The sequence below is a fragment of the Kribbella sp. NPDC005582 genome (assembly GCF_040605415.1).
GTDB lineage: Bacteria > Actinomycetota > Actinomycetes > Propionibacteriales > Kribbellaceae > Kribbella.
In genome coordinates this window covers 541,408-560,630 of the sequence record NZ_JBEXCU010000001.1, presented here as the reverse complement: position 1 = coordinate 560,630, position 19,223 = coordinate 541,408, and the positions used below count along the sequence as shown (strand labels likewise).

Below are 19,223 nucleotides of genomic sequence, written 5' to 3'. Positions count from 1 at the left end.
CTCAGTCGGTGAGGTCGCAGCCCTTGACGAGTGGGGCGTGCAGGCGCTCGGCGAGGACGTCGCGGTGGGTGGCGCGGGCCTCGTGCTGGCGGAGGAGGCCTTCGTCGGTCAGGCAGACGATGACGGCGCGGCGGTCCTGGGTGCAGACGTCGCGGGTGACCAGGCCGTCGGACTCGAGGCGGGCGATCACGCGGGAGAGTGCGCTCTGGCTCAGGTGGACGGACTTCGCGACGACGGCGATCTTCGCCGAGTGGTCGGGCAGCTCGGCCAGTCGCTCGAGAACCTCGTACTCACTCATGCCGAGGGAGTGGCCGGTCTGGAGGGCGCGGTCGAGGGCGCAGGTGATATCGGCGTGGCGGGCGAGCAGCTCGCGCCAGGCGCGGACATCGGCGCTGATCTCACCAGTCTCAGCGCTGACCTTCGTGGCGGTCATGTCGCCGACCATAGCATGCACACGCATCCTATGCAAATGCATTTAATGCCTGGACATTAGATGCACGTGCATGCAATAGTCTCTCCTCGTGACCGAAACAACGCACACCACACCAGCCCGCATGACCTGGGATGCGCGCCTCTGGGGCGCCCTCCTCGTGGTCTGCGGCGTGATCTTCCTCGACGGCCTGGACGTCTCCATGGTAGGCATGTCCCTGCCGTCCATCGGCGCGGACCTCGGCGTCTCCCTGTCCTCGCTCCAGTGGGTCGTGACCGGCTACGTGCTCGGGTACGGCGGCCTGCTGCTCCTCGGCGGCCGCACCGCGGACCTGCTCGGCCGGCGCCGGGTCTTCCTGGTCGCGCTGGGAGTCTTCGCCGTGGTCTCGATGCTCAGCTCGCTGGCCACGAATCCCGAACTGCTCATCGCCGCGCGGTTCGTGAAGGGAGTCGCCGCCGCGTTCACCGCGCCGGCCGCGCTCTCCATCATCACCACGACCTTCCACGAAGGGCCGGATCGCAACCGCGCCCTCTCGATCTTCACCACCTGCGCCGCCAGCGGCTTCTCGATGGGCCTGATCCTCGGTGGCGCGCTGACCGAGATCGGCTGGCGCTGGACCTTCCTGATGCCTGGCCCGGTCGCCCTGATCGTCCTGCTGTTCGCCATCAAGTTGATCCCGAACAGCGCTCGCGAAGAGGTCACCGGCGGGTACGACGTACCGGGAGCGGTCACCGTCACCGGCGGCATGCTGTCCCTGGTCTACGCCGTCGTCGGCGCCGAGCACGCCGGGTGGGTCTCGTTCCAGACCATCGGGATGTTCGTGCTGGCGGCCGTCCTGCTGACCGCCTTCGTCGTGATCGAGCAGCGCTCCAAGCACCCGCTGGTCCGGCTCGGCATCCTCCGCAGCGCCTCGCTGCGCCGGGCGAACCTGGCCGGCCTGACGGTCTTCGGCGCGTACGTCGCCTTCCAGTTCATCGGCACGCTGTACCTGCAGAACCTGCTCGGCTGGTCCTCGCTCCAGACCGCGCTGGCCTTCCTGCCGGCCGGCCTGCTGGTAATCAGCCTGTCCCCGAACGCCGGCAAGATCGCCGACCGGATCGGTACCGACAAGATGATCATCGGCGCGATGGCGCTGTTCGTCGCCGGGTACGCACTCAGCCTGCGGATCGGCCCGGACTCGGCGTACTTCTCGACGATCTTCCCGAGCATCATGCTGATCGGCATCGGTTTCGCGATCGGCTTCCCGGCGCTGAACATCCAGGCCGTTTCCGGGGTGGCCGACGACGAGCAGGGGCTCGCCTCCGGTCTGTTCAACACCTCGACCCAGGTCGGTGGCGCGGTGGTCCTCGCCAGCGTCACCGCGGTGATCAGCAGCCAGTCGGTCGGCGTGACCGTGCCGGCCGACATGCTCTCGGCGTACAAGCCGGGTCTCGCGGTCGTCACCGGCGTCGCGGTTCTCGGCCTGATCATCGCCCTCACCGGTCTGCGCGGCCTGAGCCGTCGCCGGGCCGCGGAGGAGACCGAGGCCGCTGAGTTGGCCGCCGTACAGAAGGAGCTGGCGGAAGAGGAGATGACTCCGGCCGCCTGAGGCACAGCTGAACCGTGCGGGTCCCGGGCTACTCCCCGGGGCCCGCACGGCTGTGTTCGGGGTGATCCCGGATTGGTTTCGGCCCTTCCGGGTGCTGGACTGTGGGTATGAGCAACCAGAGCGAGTACGACGGGCGTGTGAAGGACATCCTGGATCGGGTGGCCAAGGGGCACCTGTCGCCGGACGAGGCCACGACCCTGATCTCCGCACTCCGGGCCGAGGCGCCGGCGTCCGCTCCGGTTGCCGAGGAGACTCCGTCAGCTGCCGATCAGGTGCCGTCTGCGTCGGCCTGGGCCGACGCGGTCGACACTCCGACTGCTGCGCCGCCGGTCGCTCCGGTGCCGCCGGTGCCTCCGGTGCAGGAGCCGGTCGTGGACGAGGCGCCGGCCGAAGAGGAGATCGAGCACAGCTCGGTGCCGATCCCGTCCGGCGTGCAGCGGGTGACCATCCGCGCGGTCGGGAGGCGGGTGCGGCTGATCGGCGAACCGGCCGTGAACGGCGTCTCCGTCGACGGGCCGCACGTGATCAAGAAGGACGGCGACACGCTCGCGATCAACAGCGAGGGTGACATGGGCGTCTCGATCGACGGGTTCAGCATGCTGCGCAACCCGACCGATCTGAAGGCGCACGTGAACGGCCTGGCCAAGGAACTGCAGATCCGGGTCAACCCGAAGCTCGAGGTCGAGGTCGAGGTGACCGGCGGCAGCGTCAACGCCGAGCGGGTGCCCGGTCTGACCCGCGTCCGCGTCACGGCCGGTACGGCGAAGGTGACCGACGTCGACGGACCGATCGACGTACTGGTGCAGGCGGGGTCGGTCACGCTGGATGCCCAGATCACCAAGGGGCGGTCCCGGGTGCGTGTCGAGTCCGGCATGGCCACGGTCAACCTGCGCCGCGGCTCCGACGTCCACGTGCACACCGAGGCCCAGCTGGGTCGCGTCAGCTGGACCGGCGCAGTCTCCGGCCAGTCGAAGGACGTGGAAATCGGCCGCGGTCGCGCCGGCCTCGACGTCGAGGTGCTGGTCGGAAGCGCACAGATCAGCGCCGACTAGCTGAGCCCGGGCTTAACCGCTCGAAAATTGTCGGCGGTCTCCGCCAGCATGGTGGCCTGCGTCACATCCAGAAGGGGGACGTGCGGATGCCAGCCATCGAGGCCACCGGCCTCGTGAAGACCTTCCGATCCCGCAAGAACGTCGTGAAGGCGCTCGACGGGATCGATCTCGAGGTGCCCGAGGGGACTGTTCTCGGCCTGCTCGGGCCGAACGGCGCCGGGAAGACCACGTCGGTGCGGGTGCTCACCACGCTGATGGAGCCGGATGCCGGCTCCGCTCGCGTGCTCGGGCACGACGTGGTCAAGGAGGCGGACACGGTCCGCTCGCTGGTCGGGCTGTCGGGGCAGTATGCGGCCGTCGACGAGCTGCTCACCGGCCGGGAGAACCTGTGGATGTTCGGCCGGCTCTACCGGCTCAACAGCCGGCAGGCCAAACAGCGGGCCGACGAACTGCTCGAGACGTTCGACCTGACCGAAGCCGCTGATCGGACGCTGAAGACGTACTCGGGCGGCATGCGGCGGCGGCTCGACCTGGCCGGTTCGCTGATCGCTCATCCGAAGGTGCTGTTCCTCGACGAGCCGACGACCGGGCTGGACCCGCGCTCGCGGCTCGACCTGTGGAAGATCATCCGGGACCGGGTCAGTGAAGGCGTGACCATCCTGCTGACCACGCAGTACCTGGAAGAGGCCGACGAGCTGGCCGACAGCATCGTGGTGGTCGACCACGGCTCAGTGATCGCCCGCGGTACGGCGGATGAGCTCAAAGCCAAGGTCGGCGGTGAGCGGATCGAGGTCGTGGTCCACGACGCCGACGAGACCTATCGCGCGCTCGAGCTGCTGACCGGCGCGCTCGGCATCACCGACCCCGAGGCGACCACGCTCGACCAGCACAGCCGGCGGATGAACGTACCGGCGCCGGGCGGCTCGACCGCCTTGGTCGAGGTGATCCGCACGCTCGACGCGGCCGGCATCCGGATCGCCGACATCGGCCTGCGCCGGCCGACCCTGGACGACGTCTTCCTCTCCCTGACCGGGCACGAGGCCGAGCAGAAGGACGCAGTATGAGTACGACCACCGGCCCGGACCGGGTGAACCCGTTCGGCCGCGCGCTGTCCGACGCCGGCATCCTGGCCTGGCGCAGCCTCAAACGCATCCCGCGGACGCCGGACATGCTGATCTACGCGACCATCCAGCCGATCATGTTCGTGCTGCTGTTCGCCTACGTCTTCGGCAACGCGATCCCGATCCCGGGCTTCCCCGGCGCCCGCGCGTACCGGGAGTTCCTGATGTCCGGCATCTTCGCGCAGACGATGGCCTTCGCGGTCGCGTCGGCGAGCGTCGGACTGGCCGACGACATGTCCAAGGGCCTGATCGACCGGTTCCGTTCGTTGCCGATGGCAAGGTCCGGCGTGATCGCCGGCCGGGTGATCGGCGACCTGGTCTTCAACACGTTCGTGATGATCGTGATGGTCATCTGCGGCTTCATCGTCGGCTGGCGCTGGCACAACGGCTTCGGCCAGGCCCTGGCCGCCTTCGCCATCCTGCTCCTGTTCGCCTTCGCCATGCTCTGGGTGGGCGCCCTGATCGGCCTCTCCGTCGGTGGCCCCGAAGTCGCCGCCTCCGCCGGCCTGATCTGGCTTTTCCCGCTGACCTTCCTCTCCAACGCCTTCGTCCCCACCCCCAACCTCCCCAGCGGCCTCCAGCCCGTCGCCGAGTGGAACCCCATCTCCGCCATCGTCGCCGCCTGCCGCCACCTCTTCGGCAACCCGTCCCCCTTCGCCAGCCCCGAAGGCTTCCCCGCCCAGCACCCCGTCCTGCTGTCGCTGCTCTGGTGCCTGGCGATCATCCTCGTCTTCGCCCCCTTGGCAGTCCGCAAATACCGAAGCGCCACCAGCCACTGACCTCGCGGTGAGGCGGCGCCAGCTCGCTGCGCGCCGCCGAGCCCATCCGCAGCAACCCCTGCACGCCAGCTCCCCGGGGCACACGCAGCAACACCTGGGCGCGGGCTCTCCGGGGCATCCGCAGCAACCACTGGACGTGGGCTCCGGGGCATCCGCAGCACCCGCTGCATGTGGGTTGCCGCCGAAGGAATCGGGCCATCGCGGCATCACCTGATGCACAGCCTCAGTACGCAGCCACCGGCAGTACGAGGGCGCGAGGGCGCGAGGGCGCGAGGGCGCGACGGCGTACCGGGGGTCGCGCGCACCCACCGCTTCGCGGATGATCGCTGCCGCCCCGTGGCAGCACGACTCCGTGAACCGCCAGAATGCGCCGCCGACCAACCGCCAAGCCGCCCGTGCGGTGCAGCAACCCCATCCCGGCTGGCGAGCATTTGAGCGGATAACCCCTGAAGTTGCCGGTTCTCCAGCCAAATATCGAGGGGAGAACCGGCAAGTCCGACGGATATCCGGTGAAGTGCGCGAGCGTGGGTCGGCGCCCTGCGTGAGGTTGTGGAGCGCAACGCTGTCCGTGGGTGCGGACCGCTGGGCCATCACAATGGGGCGAAGCGGCTGTGGGCACGCGTGGGGGTTGGCCGTGTGAGCAGTTGTGATGGCTTGGGGGTCCGGGGAAGCGAGGAGTGGTTGTGCGGCTGGCGTTTCGGGAGTTCGGGGCGGCGGATGCGCCGGCGATGGTTTTGCTGCACGGGCTGACATCGGACGGTACGTCGTTCGACGGGATCGTGGAGGTGTTGGCCGGGCAGTGGCGGGTGTTGGTGCCGGACCAGCGGGGCACGGCGAGACCGGGCCGGCGGCCGAGTACTCGTTCGAGTTGCTGGCAATGGATCTGGGGGAGTTCCTAGACGACCACGGGCTGGCGGAGGCTGTCGTGGTGGGGCATTCGATGGGCGCGGTCGCGGCGTACCTGCACGCAGCGCGGCGGCCGGAGCGGGTAGGCGCGCTGGTGCTGGTCGAGTCGCCGCCACCGTTCCCGCAGACCCGGCCGATACCCGAGCGTCCGGAGGGACCGCTGGACTACGACTGGCGAGCCCGCGTGGACCTGATCAAGCAGGTGAACGCGCCCGGCCCAGGCTGGTTCGACGAGCTGACGCGCATCCGAGTACCGGCGTTGGTCGTCGGAGGAGGCTCGACCAGCCCGTTCCCGCAGAACCAGATGCGGGCGATGGCCGACCAGATCCCGGCCGGCCGCTTCCACCAGCTACCCGTCGGCCACGGCGTACACAAGGAAGCACCAGAAGCCTTCGTCGACCTCCTGGCCGACTTCCTGACCGCCGCCTAGGGACATGCGAAGCGCCCCGGTGGGGACCACCGGGGCGCTGCACGACGGGGTGGGTCAGCCGGTGAAGGGTTCGGCGGCGACGATCTGCACGGTGACGGGCTTGCCGTTGGGGGCCTCGTACGTCGCCTTGTCGCCCTTCTTCTTGCCGAGGATCGCGGCGCCGAGAGGGGACTGCGGCGAGTAGACGTCGATGTCGACGGAGGCGTCCAGGGCGAGGAGCTCGCGGGAGCCGAGCAGGAACGTCTCGACCTCGTCGTCGCCGGCGAAGGTGATGGAGACCTTCATGCCGGGCTCGACCTTGCCGCCCTTCTTCGGGGTCTCGCCGACCTGGGCGCGGCGGAGCATGTCCTCGAGCTGACGGATCCGGGCCTCGATCTTGCCCTGCTCGTCCTTGGCGGCGTGGTAGCCGCCGTTCTCCTTCAGGTCGCCCTCGTCACGGGCGTCGCTGATCCGCTGGGTGATCTCGGCGCGGGCCGGACCCTTCAGCTGCTCCAGCTCGGCCTTCAGCTGGTCGTAGCCCTCCTGTGTCAGCCAGACAACGCTCGCCTCTTCGATTCTCTGCGTCATGGGCTGCTCCTTGGGGATGGGATAGGTGGGCAGGAAATACTCGTGGCCGCCGTCGTCGACGGCGACCAATCCATTCAGCCTAGCAAGATGTACCCGAGAACCCCATCGTTCCAACGCCTCCGCTTACCCAGGAGAACGCTTTCCCGCCGGAATTTTCCAGCAAACCGGTCCACAAACGGCAATCGGTTGCCGATTCAGGTTCCGCGTCAACCAGAAACGGCCCCTGACCTGCGCTTTTTCGGCTCAGTGCGGACGATGCGAATCGGCCGTCGTGCAGCCGATCAGGACGACCGAGGTCGCGGTGCGCTGGGTGGTGAGGGTGGCCGGCAGCGTCTGGTGCCGGGGGGAGTCGGCCGGGACGGTCAGCGTCAGCTCGCCGACGATCGAGAAGTCCGCCGCCTTGGCCTGCACCCGGCAGCTGGCTTCGACGGACTTGGTGCGGTCGACCTGGACAGTCGCCGTCACCTGGGTCTCCGACACGATCTTGAAGGCCAGCAGCCGCGACGTCACCGGCGGGTTCGAGCCGATCACCGCGGCCCACAGCAACCACCCCAGCCCCACCACGGCCAGTACGGCGGCCAGCCCGATGATCAGCGGTCGCCGGGACCGCCCGGGGCGTCCGTACCGGGCGTTCAGGTCGACGTTCGGCGTACCGGCTGATGACTGGTTCAACGGGAGTCCAGGGGGTTGGTTGTGGGTTTTGGGGTCGGGTGGAGGACCATTGTGTCTTGTGAGTGGAGAGTTGCGGTTGTTGCATGTGCATGCCCACCCGGATGACGAGTCGAGCAAGGGCGCCGCTTCGACGGCCCGGTACGTCGCTGAGGGCGTCGAGGTGCTGGTGGCCACGTGTACCGGTGGTGAGCGTGGATCCATCCTGAATCCGAAGATGGACCGGCCCGAGGTGCTGGCCAACATCAGTGAGATCCGCCGCAAGGAGATGGACGCGGCACGCGAGATCTTGGGGATCCGGCAGGAGTGGCTCGGCTGGGTCGACTCCGGCTTCCCGGAGGGCGATCCGTTGCCGCCGCTGCCGGAGGGCTGTTTCGCGGCGCTCAAGGTCGAGGACGCGGCCGCGCCGCTGGTGAAGCTGATCCGCGAGTTCCGTCCGCAGGTCGTCACGACGTACGACGAGAACGGCGGCTATCCGCATCCGGACCACGTGATGTGCCACCAGATCACCGTGGCGGCCTTCGAGGCGGCCGGTGACCCGGACGCGTATCCGGAGCTCGGTGAGCCGTGGCAGCCGTTGAAGCTGTATTACCACCACACGTTCCACCGCGAGCGGATGAAGGCGCTGCACGACGCGATGATCGCCCGCGGGCTGGAGTCGCCGTATGCGGACCGGTTGAAGGACTGGAAGCCCGACCCGGAGAACGAGCGCCGGATCACCACCCGGGTCGAGTGCGCGGAGTACTTCGCGGTCCGGGACAAGGCCCTGCTGGCGCACGCGACGCAGATCGACCCCGACGGTCCGTGGTTCGCCGTACCGCTGGAGGTTCATCAGGCGGCCTGGCCGACCGAGGACTACGAGTTGGCGCGGAGTCTGGTCGAGTCGGAATTGCCCGAGCACGATCTGTTCGCGGGGCTCCGCTGACGGGCGGGTGAGACAAGTGAGAGACTGGTGGCGTGATAGCGATGACCTCCCTTGCGCCGGTCGAGATCGACCCGAACTCGGTGCGGCCCGGTTGGGTCGCGCTGCTGATCGTGCTCGCTCTCGGTGCCGTCACGGTGCTGCTGTGGCGCAACATGGGCAAGCAACTGAAGAAGATCGACTTCGACGACGCCGGCGCGGACGCCCCAGCACCGTCTTCCGGCCCAGCGAATCCCGCCAGTTCTGCGGACCCGGCCGCTGCCGAGCCGATCCGTACGGTGGGTACGACACCGACCCAGAGTGAGCCCAAGTAACGCCCACAGCACGATTGTCGGCAGTCCCGCCTCACCGTGATCACGAGATGGTGTCGGACTAGGCCGTCGGCGGCTGCCTGACCCTATTGTGGCCGCGTGCCCACCATTGCCGGGCCCGGGTCGGTGCGATGAGTACGACCCGTGCCACTCGCGCCGCCCGGCACCGCATGCCCGGACGCCTGGTAGTCGGCGGCCTCGCCGCGGTCGTGGTGGCCTCGATCGCCCTCGTCGTCGCGCTGTTCGCGACCGGCAGCGAGCCCCGTGACACCGGCGGTATCGGCGGTCCGAGTCTCTTCGTCGCCTGGCTGCTGCCACTGCTTCGGCTGATCTCCACGCTGGCCACCGTCGGCTGCGCCGGCGCGCTGCTGGCGGCCGTCATCCTGCTCCGCATCGAAGGCGGCCTGCTCGGCACCCAGGGCCGGCGCGCGGTCCGCGACGCCAGCAACTCGGCAGTCATCTGGGCCGCCTGTTCCTTCGTCGGCGCGGCGGTCACCGCCGCGGTCCTCCTCGACACCCCGCTCGATCTGCTCTATCTCCGCCTCGACGACGCCCTCGCCGTACCGGAAGTCAAAGCTCTTCTGATCACCGGCATCCTGGTCGTCGCCCTGGCGATCGGCATCCGCCGCGTCCAGACCTCGCAGGCCGCCCGCCTCGGCGTCGTGGTCGCGATCGCCGCCCTGATCCCGAACGCCCTCACCGCCTTCCCCCGCAACGAGTCGTACGTCGTCCTCGCGGGCGCCGCCCTCGTCGTCCACGTCATCGCCGCCACCACCTGGATCGGCGGCCTGGCCGGCCTCGTCCGCTACGGCCGAGCCAGCCGCAGCGGCCTCCCGATCGTCCTCGAGCGCTACCAGCAGGTCGCCAACGTCTCCTCGATCGCCCTCATCCTGAGCGGCCTGATCAGCGCCGCCGGCCGCCTCGCCGCGCAGGCCGGCGGCTGGAGCGGCGTCTTCGACGTCCTCACCTCCGACGCGTACGGCGTCCTCCTGATCATCAAGGTCATCGCCGTCGTCCTCCTGCTCGTCGCCGCCTCCCTCAGCCGTCGCCAAGCCACCGGCAACCTCCTCGAACGCAACGTCCCCTTCTGGCAGATCGTCGGCTTCGAACTGGTCGTGATGGCCCTCACCCTGGGACTGTCAGTAGCTCTGTCTCAAACCGCCTAACGTGGGCACATGAGCCCCGTGAACGAACTTGGCCGGAGTACCAGTCCGTATCTGCGGCAGCATGCGGACAATCCGGTGGCTTGGCGGGAGTGGTCGGAGGCGGCGTTCGCGGAGGCTCGGGAGCGCGATGTGCCGGTGTTCTTGTCGGTGGGGTACTCGGCTTGTCACTGGTGTCATGTGATGGCTCATGAGTCGTTCGAGGATGTGGCGACGGCGGAGTACCTGAACGAGCACTTCGTGTGTCTCAAGGTGGATCGCGAAGAGCGGCCGGATGTGGATGCGATCTACATGGCGGCGACGGTGGCGATGACGGGGCACGGCGGGTGGCCGATGTCGGTGTTCTTGACGCCGGATGCGGAGCCGTTCTTCTGTGGGACGTACTTTCCGAAGGATGCGCGGCACGGGATGGCGTCGTTCCGGCAGGTGCTGGAGTCGTTGGTCGAGGCGTGGCGCGGGAAGCGGGACCAGATCGACGGGATCGGGCGCCGGGTGGTCGAGCAGTTGGGGGCTCGGCAGCAGGCGGATGGCGGCGAGCTCGACCTGGATCGGGCGGTGCAGTTGCTGGCGACGGACTTCGATCCGGTGGACGGCGGGTTCGGGGGAGCGCCGAAGTTTCCGCCGTCGATGGTTCTCGACTTCCTGTTGCGGCAGCACCGGCGGACCGGGTCGAAGGACGCGCTCCAGATGGTCGTGCAGACCTGTGAGCGGATGGCTCGGGGCGGGATGTACGACCAGCTCGCCGGTGGTTTCGCTCGGTACTCCGTCGACGGGCAGTGGGTCGTCCCGCATTTCGAGAAGATGTTGTACGACAACGCGCTGCTGCTCGACGTCTATACCCAGTGGTGGGCGATCACGGGGGAGCCGCTCGCGCGCCGGGTCGCCGAGGAGACGGCCGAGTTCCTGCTCACCGAACTCCGGACTCCGGAAGGTGGCTTCGCCTCCGCGCTGGACGCGGACACCGAGGGCGAAGAAGGCAAGTACTACGTCTGGACGGCAGCCGAGCTCCACGCAGCGCTGCCCGCGGACGACGCGGCCTGGGTGGTCGACATGTGCGATGTGACCGGCACCTTCGAGCACGGATCCTCCGTTCTTCAGCTCCGTCAGGACCCCGATGACGCCGACCGCTGGCAGCGCATCCGGGCGACGCTGAGGGAGGCGCGCAGTGCGCGAACGTACCCCGGTCGCGACGACAAAGTGGTTGCCGCCTGGAACGGTTTGGCCATCACTGCGCTGGTTCGCGCCGGCACCGTCCTCGACAAACCCGAGTACGTCGACGCAGCGGCGACCGCGGCCGAATTGGTCCGGTCCGTCCACCTCGACGAGGCGACCGGACGGCTGCACCGGACCTCCCGCGACGGCATTGCCGGTACGGCGCACGGCGTACTGGAGGACTATGCGGCGTACGCGCAAGGTTGTCTCACGTTGTTCGGTGTCACCGGCACCATGCAGTGGTTCGAGACGGCGCAGGCCTTGCTGGACCGGGTGCTCGAGCAGTTCGTTGCCGATGGCTCCTATTTCGACACGGCGGCGGATGCCGAGGAGCTGGTTTGGCGGCCGCAGGACCCGACCGACAATGCGAGCCCGTCCGGCGTCAGCCTGGCCGCGGAGGCCTTCACGACACTGGCCGGCCTGACCGGATCAGTCCGGTATGAAGACGCGGCCGCCCTGGCCCTGAGTGCGTCGGCAGCCATCGCCGCCCGTGCGCCGCGCTTCGCCGGCCGGGCGCTGGCGGTGGCCGAGACGATCGCCGCCGGGCCGCTCGAGATCGCGATCGCCGGCCGCTCGCCGGAGCTTCTTCAGGCCGCGTTCACCTCCGCGCCATGGGGTACGGCGATCCTCCAGGCAGCGCCCGGTCTCGACGTACCGCTGATGGCCGGAAGGTCGTTGGTCGCTGACCAGCCGGTGGCATATGTGTGTCAGAAATTCACTTGCCAACTGCCCGTCGCGGAGCCTGAAGCGCTGCGGAAGCAGCTGAGCTGACCGTCGTGGCCGGTGCGGGTTTTCCCTGCCATTTCGGCACTATCGCTTGACTCCGGGCCCGCCGCAGGCGAGAGTCCTCCCTCAGTCGGATGTAACAGAATTCGCATGTCCTGACACGCAGTGTCACAAGTGAGCAGTGGCACTGATGCGCCAGAACATCCGGCGTCCCCAACTGAATTGGTCGCTGCGCCCAAACAGCGACCACACCGTGAGGAGATGTTGTCTTGAAACGACTGACATCAGCAGGGGCGGTGGCCATCGTCGCGGCAGCCGGACTGGCTGCAGGCTTCACCGGCACCACCGCCGGTGCCGCCGCTCGTACGGCCCCGCTCCCGGCATCCGGCTTCGACCAGCCGGCCGCCGTACAGGCCGAACAGGCGCTGACCGCGCGGACGGCCGCCGCTCTCGGACTCGCCGGTGGCGAGCAGCTCAAGGTGCGCGACGTCGTCAAGGATGCCGACGGCACCGAGTTCGTCCGCTACGACCGCACCTATAACGGCCTCAAGGTCGTCGGCGGTGACCTCATCGTGAAGCGCAACGGTGAGTCCATCGGTCAGGTGAAGTACAACTACGGCGCCAAGGCTGTTGGTGTCGCGACCAAGCCGACTCTGTCCCAGTCGGCCGCGCTCGCCAAGGGCGCGCAGGCCGCCAAGTTCAAGGCAACCGGTAACAAGGGGACGCTGGTCGTCTTCGTCACGCCGTCCAAGCCCGTGCTCGCGTACGAGGTCGTCACCACCGGCGTCAAGGCCGACCAGACCCCGTCGGTGCTGCACTCGTTCATCGACGCCAAGTCCGGCGCGGTGCTCGCCCAGGACGACGAGATCAAGACCGGCACCGGCAACTCGATGTACTCCGGCCAGGTCAGCATCGGTACGTCGGGCAGCTACTCGCTGACCGACCCGAGCCGCGGCGGGAACTACACCACCGACCTCAACGGTTCGACCTCCGGCAACGGCACCACGTTCACCGACCCGGACGACACCTGGGGCGACGGCACCGCCTCCAACCGCCAGACCGCCGGCGTCGACGCTCACTACGGCGCCCAGCTGACCTGGGATTACTACAAGAACGTCCACGGCCGCAACGGCATCTTCAACAACGGTCAGGGCGCACGGTCGCGGGTGCACTACGGCAACGCGTACGTGAACGCGTTCTGGGACGGCAGCCAGATGACGTACGGCGATGGCTCCGGGAACACGCACCCGTTGACGTCGATCGACGTGGCCGGTCACGAGATGAGCCACGGTGTCACCGAGGCCACCGCGAACCTGAACTACTCCGGTGACGCGGGCGGCCTGAACGAGTCCACCTCGGACATCTTCGGCACCCTGGTCGAGTTCAACGCGAACAACTCCAGCGACGTCGGCGACTACCTCATCGGCGAGAAGATCAACATCAACGGCAACGGCACGCCGCTGCGCTACATGGACAAGCCGTCCAAGGACGGTGCCAGCAAGGACTGCTGGACCACGAGCACCGGCGGGCTCGACCCGCACTACTCCTCCGGCCCGCTGAACCACTGGTTCTACCTGGCTTCCGAGGGCACCGGCACCAAGACGATCAACGGTGTCACCTACACCAGCACCTCCTGCACCGGCAGCACCTTCTCCGGTGTGACCCGCGACGTGGTCGGCAAGGTCTGGTACCGCACGCTGAGCACCAAGCTCAGCTCGGGCAGCACCTACAAGGACGCTCGTGAGGGCGCCATCACGTCGGCCAAGGAGCTGTACGGCAACGACTCGGCCGAGTGCAAGGGCATCCAGGCCGCCTTCGACGCCATCACCGTTCCGGCCGGCGCCGCTGCCTGCGGTGGCACCACCGAGCCGCCGACCGGCGACAACCTGCTGCAGAACCCGGGCTTCGAGTCCGGCTCCGCCAGCTGGACCGGCACCAGCGGTGTGATCACCAACAGCACCTCGAAGCCGGCCCGCACCGGTAGCTACAAGGCGTGGCTGCAGGGCAACGGCCGGACCACCACCGAGAACATCGGCCAGTCGGTCGCCATCCCGGCCACCGCCACCGCCGCCTCGCTCTCGTTCTGGATCCGGATCGACACCGCCGAGACCACCACCTCGACGGTCTACGACACGCTCAAGGTGCAGATCGTCGACGGCAGCACGACCACCACGCTGGCGACGTACTCGAACCTGAACAAGAACACGACGTACACGCAGAAGACGTTCAACGTCGCGGCGTACAAGGGCAAGACCGTCACGGTGAAGTTCGTCGGCGCGGAGGACTCCTCCCTGCAGACCAGCTTCGTCGTCGACGACACCTCGCTCGTCGCCGGTAGCTGATTCCAGTACTCGGTCCGGGGGCCCGCTCGGCCCCCGGTCCGCTTCCCCTGTGCCAAGGACGCGTCATCCAATCGCACCAAGTCGCTGCGCCCATTCAGCGACCCCCACGTGAGGAGAACTGTCTTGAAACGACTGACATCTGTCGGAGCCGTCGCACTCATCGCCGCTGCCGGTCTCGCGGCCGCACCGGCGGGGGCGAGCCTCAGCTCGGCGCCGCTGCCGGCGTCGGGGTTCGACCAGCCCTCGGCGGTTCACGCCGAGCAGGCACTGGCCGCGAAGACCGCGGCAGCGCTCGGGCTGACGAAGGGCGAGGTGCTCCAGGTCAGGGACGTCGTCAAGGACGCCGACGGCACCGAGTTCGTCCGCTACGACCGGACCTTCAACGGTCTGAAGGTCGTCGGCGGTGACCTGATCGTCAAGCGGTCCGCCGCCGGCACGGTCAGCCAGATCACCTACAACCGCAACGCGAAGGCCGTGGGGCTCACCTCCACCAAGCCGACGCTGTCCGAGGCCGCCGCCCTGGCCAAGGGCGCCAAGGCCGCCGGCTTCAAGGCGACCGCCAACAAGGGCGAGCTGGTCATCTACGTCGCTGAGACCAAGCCGGTGCTGGCCTACGAGGTCGTCACCAGCGGGGTCAAGGCCGACCAGACGCCGTCGGTGCTGCACTCGTTCTTCGACGCGAAGTCCGGCGCGCTGCTGGACTCCGACGACGAGATCAAGACCGGCACCGGCAACTCGATGTACTCCGGCCAGGTGTCGATCGGTACGTCGGGCAGCTACGTCCTGAAGGACACGGCACGGGGTGGCAACTACACCACCGACCTGAACGGGTCGACTTCGGGCTCCGGTACGACGTTCACCGACGCCGACAACGTCTGGGGCAACGGAACCGCCTCGAGCCGGCAGACCGCCGGTGTGGACGCTCACTACGGCGCCCAGCTGACGTGGGACTACTACAAGAACGTCCACGGCCGGAACGGCATCTTCAACAACGGTCAGGGCGCTCGCTCGCGCACGCACTACGGCAACGCGTACGTGAACGCGTTCTGGGACGGCACCCAGATGACGTACGGCGACGGCTCGGGCAACACGCACCCGTTGACGTCGATCGACGTCGCGGGTCACGAGATGAGCCACGGCGTCACCGAGGCGACCGCCAACCTGAACTACTCGGGTGACGCGGGCGGCCTGAACGAGGCCACCTCGGACATCTTCGGGACCATGGTCGAGTTCTCCGCGAACAACGCCACCGACAAGGGTGACTACCTGATCGGCGAGAAGATCAACATCAACGGCAACGGCACCCCGTTGCGCTACATGGACAAGCCGTCGAAGGACGGCCGCGGCAGCCAGGACTGCTGGACCACCGGCACGAAGAACCTGGACCCGCACTACTCCTCCGGCCCGCTGAACCACTGGTTCTACCTGGCCTCGGAGGGCACCGGCACCAAGACGATCAACGGTGTCACCTACACGAGCACCTCGTGCAACGGCACCACCTTCACCGGTGTGGGTCGTGACGTGGCCGCCAAGGTCTGGTACCGCACGCTGACCACCAAGCTCAGCTCCGGCTCGAACTACGCCGCGGCGCGCAACGGCGCCATCACCTCCGCCAAGGAGCTGTACGGCGCGGGCTCGGCCCAGTGCATCGGTATCCAGAAGGCGATGGCCGCCATCAACGCCCCGGCCGGTACCGCCACCTGCTAGTACCACTTGAACAGTGAAGGTCCGGGGGTGGGCCGCCCATGCCCGCCCCCGGACCTTCTCTTGTCAGCAAGGAGAAAGTCCCCATGCGTAGATCCTTGTCTGCAGCCGCCCTCGGCGTCGCACTCGCCGCCGGAGCGCTGGTCGTCCCCGGCAGCAGCCTCGCCACCGCGACCGCTGCCGTCGTCTCACCGGACATCTCGGTGACCAACACCAAGGCGCACCTGGACCAGCTCCAGACGATCGCCACCAACAACGGCGGCAACCGGTACACCGGTCGCCCCGGCTACAAGGCGTCCGCCGACTGGGTGAAGGCCAAGCTCGACGCGGCCGGCTACACGACCACGTTGCAGCAGTTCTCCACCTCGGCCGGTACGTCGTACAACGTGATCGCGGAATGGCCGTACGGCGACGCGAACCACGTCGTGATGGCCGGATCGCACCTGGACAGCGTCAGCTCCGGTCCGGGGATCAACGACAACGGCTCGGGCAGTGCGGGCAACCTGGAGGTCGCACTCGCCTATGCCGCCAGCGGTCAGACGCCCAGGAACCGTCTGCGCTTCGGTTTCTGGGGCGCCGAAGAGCTCGGACTCCTCGGCTCCAAGTACTACGTCAACAACCTGCCGGCCGCCGAGCGGGACAAGGTCGAGCTGTACCTGAACTTCGACATGATCGCGTCCCCGAACCCGGGCTACTTCGTGTACGACGACAACCCGGCCGGCAACGGCGCTCGCGACGACCTGACGGCGTACTTCACGAGTAAGAACATCCAGACCGAGTACATCGACGTCCAGGGTCGCTCCGACCACGCAGCGTTCCGGTCGCTCGGGATCCCGACCGCCGGCACCTTCTCCGGCGCCGAAGGAACCAAGACCTCCGCCCAGGCCGCGAAGTGGGGCGGTACGGCGGGCGCGGCGTACGACGCTTGCTACCACCGGTCCTGCGACACGATCAACAACCTGGACCTGACCTCGCTGGACCGCCAGATCGATGCCATCGGCCACATGATCTGGAACTACGCCCAGAAGGACTACGGCAGCGGCCCGCCGCCCGGCGGCTCGAACCTGCTCGCCAACCCGGGCTTCGAGTCCGGCGCTGTCAACTGGACCGGCACTTCCGGCGTGATCACCAACAGCTCGTCGAAGCCTGCTCGCACCGGTAGCTACAAGGCGTGGCTGCAGGGCAACGGCCGCACCAGCACCGAGAACATCGGTCAGTCGGTGGCGATCCCGGCCGCCGCAACGGCGGCGACGCTGTCGTTCTGGATCCGGATCGACACCGCGGAGACGACCAGTTCGACGGTCTACGACACGCTCAAGGTGCAGGTGGTCGACGGCGGTACGACGACCACGCTGGCGACGTACTCGAACTTGAACAAGAACACGACGTACACGGAGAAGACCTTCAATCTCCTTGCCTACAAGGGAAAGACAGTCACCGTGAAGTTCCTCGGTGCCGAAGACTCGTCGCTGCAGACCAGCTTCGTCGTCGACGACACCGCGGTCACCGTTCCTTAAAGCGGCTTGCAGAGATTCCCTGGCGGGATCTTGGCCTCGGTGAGCAGCTTGCTCACCGAGGCCGTCAGCGGCTTGAGCTTCGGATCGTCAAGCCGGGCGAGCTTGCCGTTCGCCGACACCGCGATGACCATGTCGTCAGGGTGCCGCGCGGACGGCTTCGTCACCGTCAGACTGGCCCAGTCGACCTGCTCCGCCGCTGACGCCAACGGCGTCAGCACGCTCGGATCGAGCTTGCACCGCACCGTTTCCTTGCCCCGTGAACTCACCGTGGCAACACCTTCGGCGTCCACCACGACCTGATCGTCGAAGCCCGCGAACCCGCCCGTGCGAGTGACCGTCATCGGCAGGCCGACCCCGACCGGGGTCGACTCCGTCACAGACGGCGTACTGGGTGTTGGTGTCGTCGACGGCGCACCACCGGCGCCGGGGCTGGACTCGTCACCGCACCCGCTCAGAAGCAGTCCAGCGAGGGCGGCGAGCGCTGTGTACCTACTGAGGTTCTTCACGCACCATGGATACCCGATCCGCCCCGATTCGTTGCAGCCGAGACACGACTGAGATCTAAATGGTGGTGGCGCGAGGAGAGTGGTAGGCCGGTGATGTTCCGCTAGTCGTGACTTTTTCGGGTCCAGGCGACGAAAAACTACCGACTAACGCGCTGCCCCTTCCCGAACAAGCACAGCTAGACCACCGGCGACACCAGGTCGACGAGTGCGCGGGTGAGGCGGACTCGCTGGTCGAAGAGTTCGGGGGTGGCTGGTTCGAAGAGCGGTAGGGCGGTGAAGGTCGCTCGGGCGCAGAGGGAGCCCAGGTAGCCATAGAGGACCTGTTCCTCGCTGACGTGCATGCCGTCGGTGGCTAGGCCGGACTGGAAGGCCTCCAGGATCACCTTGTGAACAGCGGGCAGGGCCTCCGGGGCGAGCTCGCCGGCGTGGGCCAGGCCGATCAGCAGTTGGCCTAGGTCGAAGCCGACCGCCTGTGGGCAGTCGAAGCCCCAGTCGATCACCACGAACTCGTCCGGGGATCCCTGCGGTACCAGGAGGTTCTGGGGACTCGCGTCCCCGTGCTGGTAGCACTGCGGCAATGCGTCGAGTGCATCCAGTACGGCGGGCAGCCGCGCACTCAGCGCGAGTAGGTCGTCCCGTAACCCGTGGTCGCCACACGCAGCGAGCATCGGATGGTTCCACTCGCTGATCGCGGGCAGCACGCTCCGCATCACCCGGCCGCCGGTGTAGTACCGCAGCCCGGCGCCCGGTGTGGTCACGCCGGCTCGGGGGAGCAATGGCTCGACCAGATGCACCTGCCGGCGTGCTGACAGCTGCCCGAGCAGGTACGCCGCTCGCTCGAACCTGCTGATCGGCCACGGACCCGGCTCCTGGACGACGTCCTCCATCCACAGCGTGCCGCGGTCGTCGTCGTACAGGTCGATCCGGTACGCCGTGGGCAGCCGCATACCCTCGGGAAGCAACGAAGCCAGGTTGCTGCGGTGGACGGCGATCTCCAGCTGCCAGGGCAAGTTCTGAACGAACTCCTCGCGCAACTCCTCCGGGACGAGCACGGGGAGCATCGGCCAGTGCCGCACCGACTGCAGTTGCTTGACGAAACAGGACCACGGGACACCGTCCGCCGTACCGAGGACGCGGTGCAGACCAGCGGTGGTGGGAGTGCCGATGGGGTAGTCCACGGCCTCGAAGCGCACGTTGTCGACGTGTGCGGTTGGTTTTCCACTGACCGTCCGGCCCAGCTCGGTCAGTTCATCCTGGGTCAGTTCCATACCTCAGGGT

At 67.9% G+C, this 19,223-nt stretch carries 17 protein-coding genes; 12 read left to right on the top strand and 5 right to left on the bottom strand.

The window, feature by feature from the left end; translation table 11 throughout:
• Position 1: 1 nt before the first annotated feature.
• The gene (locus tag ABZS29_RS02745) at positions 2-433 is read right to left on the bottom strand and encodes a MarR family transcriptional regulator (RefSeq protein ID WP_355457902.1); all 432 of its coding nucleotides are present in this window, start codon (positions 431-433) and stop codon (positions 2-4) included.
• An 88-nt stretch (positions 434-521) separates the two neighbouring features.
• On the opposite strand from ABZS29_RS02745, the gene ABZS29_RS02740 reads away from it, so the two are divergent.
• The 5 genes from ABZS29_RS02740 (at position 522) to ABZS29_RS02720 (ending at position 6,306) form a co-directional block, all read left to right on the top strand.
• Positions 522-2,018 carry an MFS transporter gene (locus ABZS29_RS02740; RefSeq protein WP_355457901.1) on the top strand — a complete coding sequence of 499 codons (1,497 nt, stop codon included), beginning with the start codon at positions 522-524 and terminating at the stop codon, positions 2,016-2,018.
• Positions 2,019-2,125: 107 nt separating this feature from the next.
• Complete coding sequence (locus ABZS29_RS02735; RefSeq protein WP_355457899.1) at positions 2,126-3,070, top strand: hypothetical protein; 945 nt, start codon at positions 2,126-2,128, stop codon at positions 3,068-3,070.
• 86 nt (positions 3,071-3,156) lie between these two features.
• Complete coding sequence (locus tag ABZS29_RS02730; protein ID WP_355457897.1) at positions 3,157-4,134, top strand: ATP-binding cassette domain-containing protein; 978 nt, start codon at positions 3,157-3,159, stop codon at positions 4,132-4,134.
• The gene (locus ABZS29_RS02725) at positions 4,131-4,970 is read left to right on the top strand and encodes an ABC transporter permease (RefSeq protein WP_355457895.1); all 840 of its coding nucleotides are present in this window, start codon (positions 4,131-4,133) and stop codon (positions 4,968-4,970) included. The genes ABZS29_RS02730 and ABZS29_RS02725 overlap by 4 nt, the downstream gene beginning before the upstream one ends.
• 799 nt (positions 4,971-5,769) lie before the next feature.
• The gene (locus ABZS29_RS02720) at positions 5,770-6,306 is read left to right on the top strand and encodes an alpha/beta hydrolase (protein ID WP_355457893.1); all 537 of its coding nucleotides are present in this window, start codon (positions 5,770-5,772) and stop codon (positions 6,304-6,306) included.
• 54 nt (positions 6,307-6,360) lie between these two features.
• Here ABZS29_RS02720 and greA read toward each other — a convergent pair whose 3' ends face one another.
• Both greA and ABZS29_RS02710 read right to left on the bottom strand, forming a co-directional pair.
• Positions 6,361-6,873, bottom strand: coding sequence for a transcription elongation factor GreA (gene greA / locus ABZS29_RS02715; protein WP_344151456.1), 513 nt, complete (start codon positions 6,871-6,873; stop codon positions 6,361-6,363).
• Between the two features lie 243 nt (positions 6,874-7,116).
• Positions 7,117-7,545 (bottom strand): DUF4307 domain-containing protein, encoded by a 429-nt coding sequence (locus ABZS29_RS02710; RefSeq protein ID WP_355457891.1) that lies wholly within the window; start codon positions 7,543-7,545, stop codon positions 7,117-7,119.
• A gap of 58 nt (positions 7,546-7,603) precedes the next feature.
• Between ABZS29_RS02710 and mca the strand changes: the two genes are divergently transcribed.
• The 7 genes from mca to ABZS29_RS02675 all read left to right on the top strand — a co-directional run bounded on the left by mca (position 7,604) and on the right by ABZS29_RS02675 (position 17,439).
• Positions 7,604-8,467 carry a mycothiol conjugate amidase Mca gene (gene mca, locus ABZS29_RS02705; protein WP_355457889.1) on the top strand — a complete coding sequence of 288 codons (864 nt, stop codon included), beginning with the start codon at positions 7,604-7,606 and terminating at the stop codon, positions 8,465-8,467.
• Positions 8,468-8,508: 41 nt separating this feature from the next.
• Entirely contained in the window at positions 8,509-8,778 is a 270-nt protein-coding gene (locus tag ABZS29_RS02700; RefSeq protein WP_355457888.1) for a hypothetical protein, read from the top strand.
• Positions 8,779-8,906: 128 nt separating this feature from the next.
• Entirely contained in the window at positions 8,907-9,941 is a 1,035-nt protein-coding gene (locus ABZS29_RS02695) for a CopD family protein (protein WP_355457886.1), read from the top strand.
• Between the two features lie 9 nt (positions 9,942-9,950).
• Positions 9,951-11,921 carry a thioredoxin domain-containing protein gene (locus ABZS29_RS02690; RefSeq protein ID WP_355457884.1) on the top strand — a complete coding sequence of 657 codons (1,971 nt, stop codon included), beginning with the start codon at positions 9,951-9,953 and terminating at the stop codon, positions 11,919-11,921.
• Between the two features lie 224 nt (positions 11,922-12,145).
• Complete coding sequence (locus tag ABZS29_RS02685; protein ID WP_355457882.1) at positions 12,146-14,218, top strand: M4 family metallopeptidase; 2,073 nt, start codon at positions 12,146-12,148, stop codon at positions 14,216-14,218.
• Positions 14,219-14,341: 123 nt separating this feature from the next.
• A complete protein-coding gene (locus ABZS29_RS02680) occupies positions 14,342-15,925 on the top strand; it encodes a M4 family metallopeptidase (RefSeq protein WP_355457880.1) in 1,584 nt (527 codons plus the stop codon).
• Between the two features lie 83 nt (positions 15,926-16,008).
• Positions 16,009-17,439, top strand: a complete 1,431-nt coding sequence (locus tag ABZS29_RS02675; protein ID WP_355457879.1) for a M28 family metallopeptidase — start codon at positions 16,009-16,011, stop codon at positions 17,437-17,439.
• Here ABZS29_RS02675 and ABZS29_RS02670 read toward each other — a convergent pair.
• Positions 17,436-17,945, bottom strand: coding sequence for a hypothetical protein (locus tag ABZS29_RS02670; protein ID WP_355457877.1), 510 nt, complete (start codon positions 17,943-17,945; stop codon positions 17,436-17,438). The genes ABZS29_RS02675 and ABZS29_RS02670 overlap by 4 nt on opposite strands.
• A gap of 176 nt (positions 17,946-18,121) precedes the next feature.
• Entirely contained in the window at positions 18,122-19,213 is a 1,092-nt protein-coding gene (locus tag ABZS29_RS02665; protein WP_355457876.1) for a phosphotransferase, read from the bottom strand.
• Between the last annotated feature and the right edge of the window lie 10 nt (positions 19,214-19,223).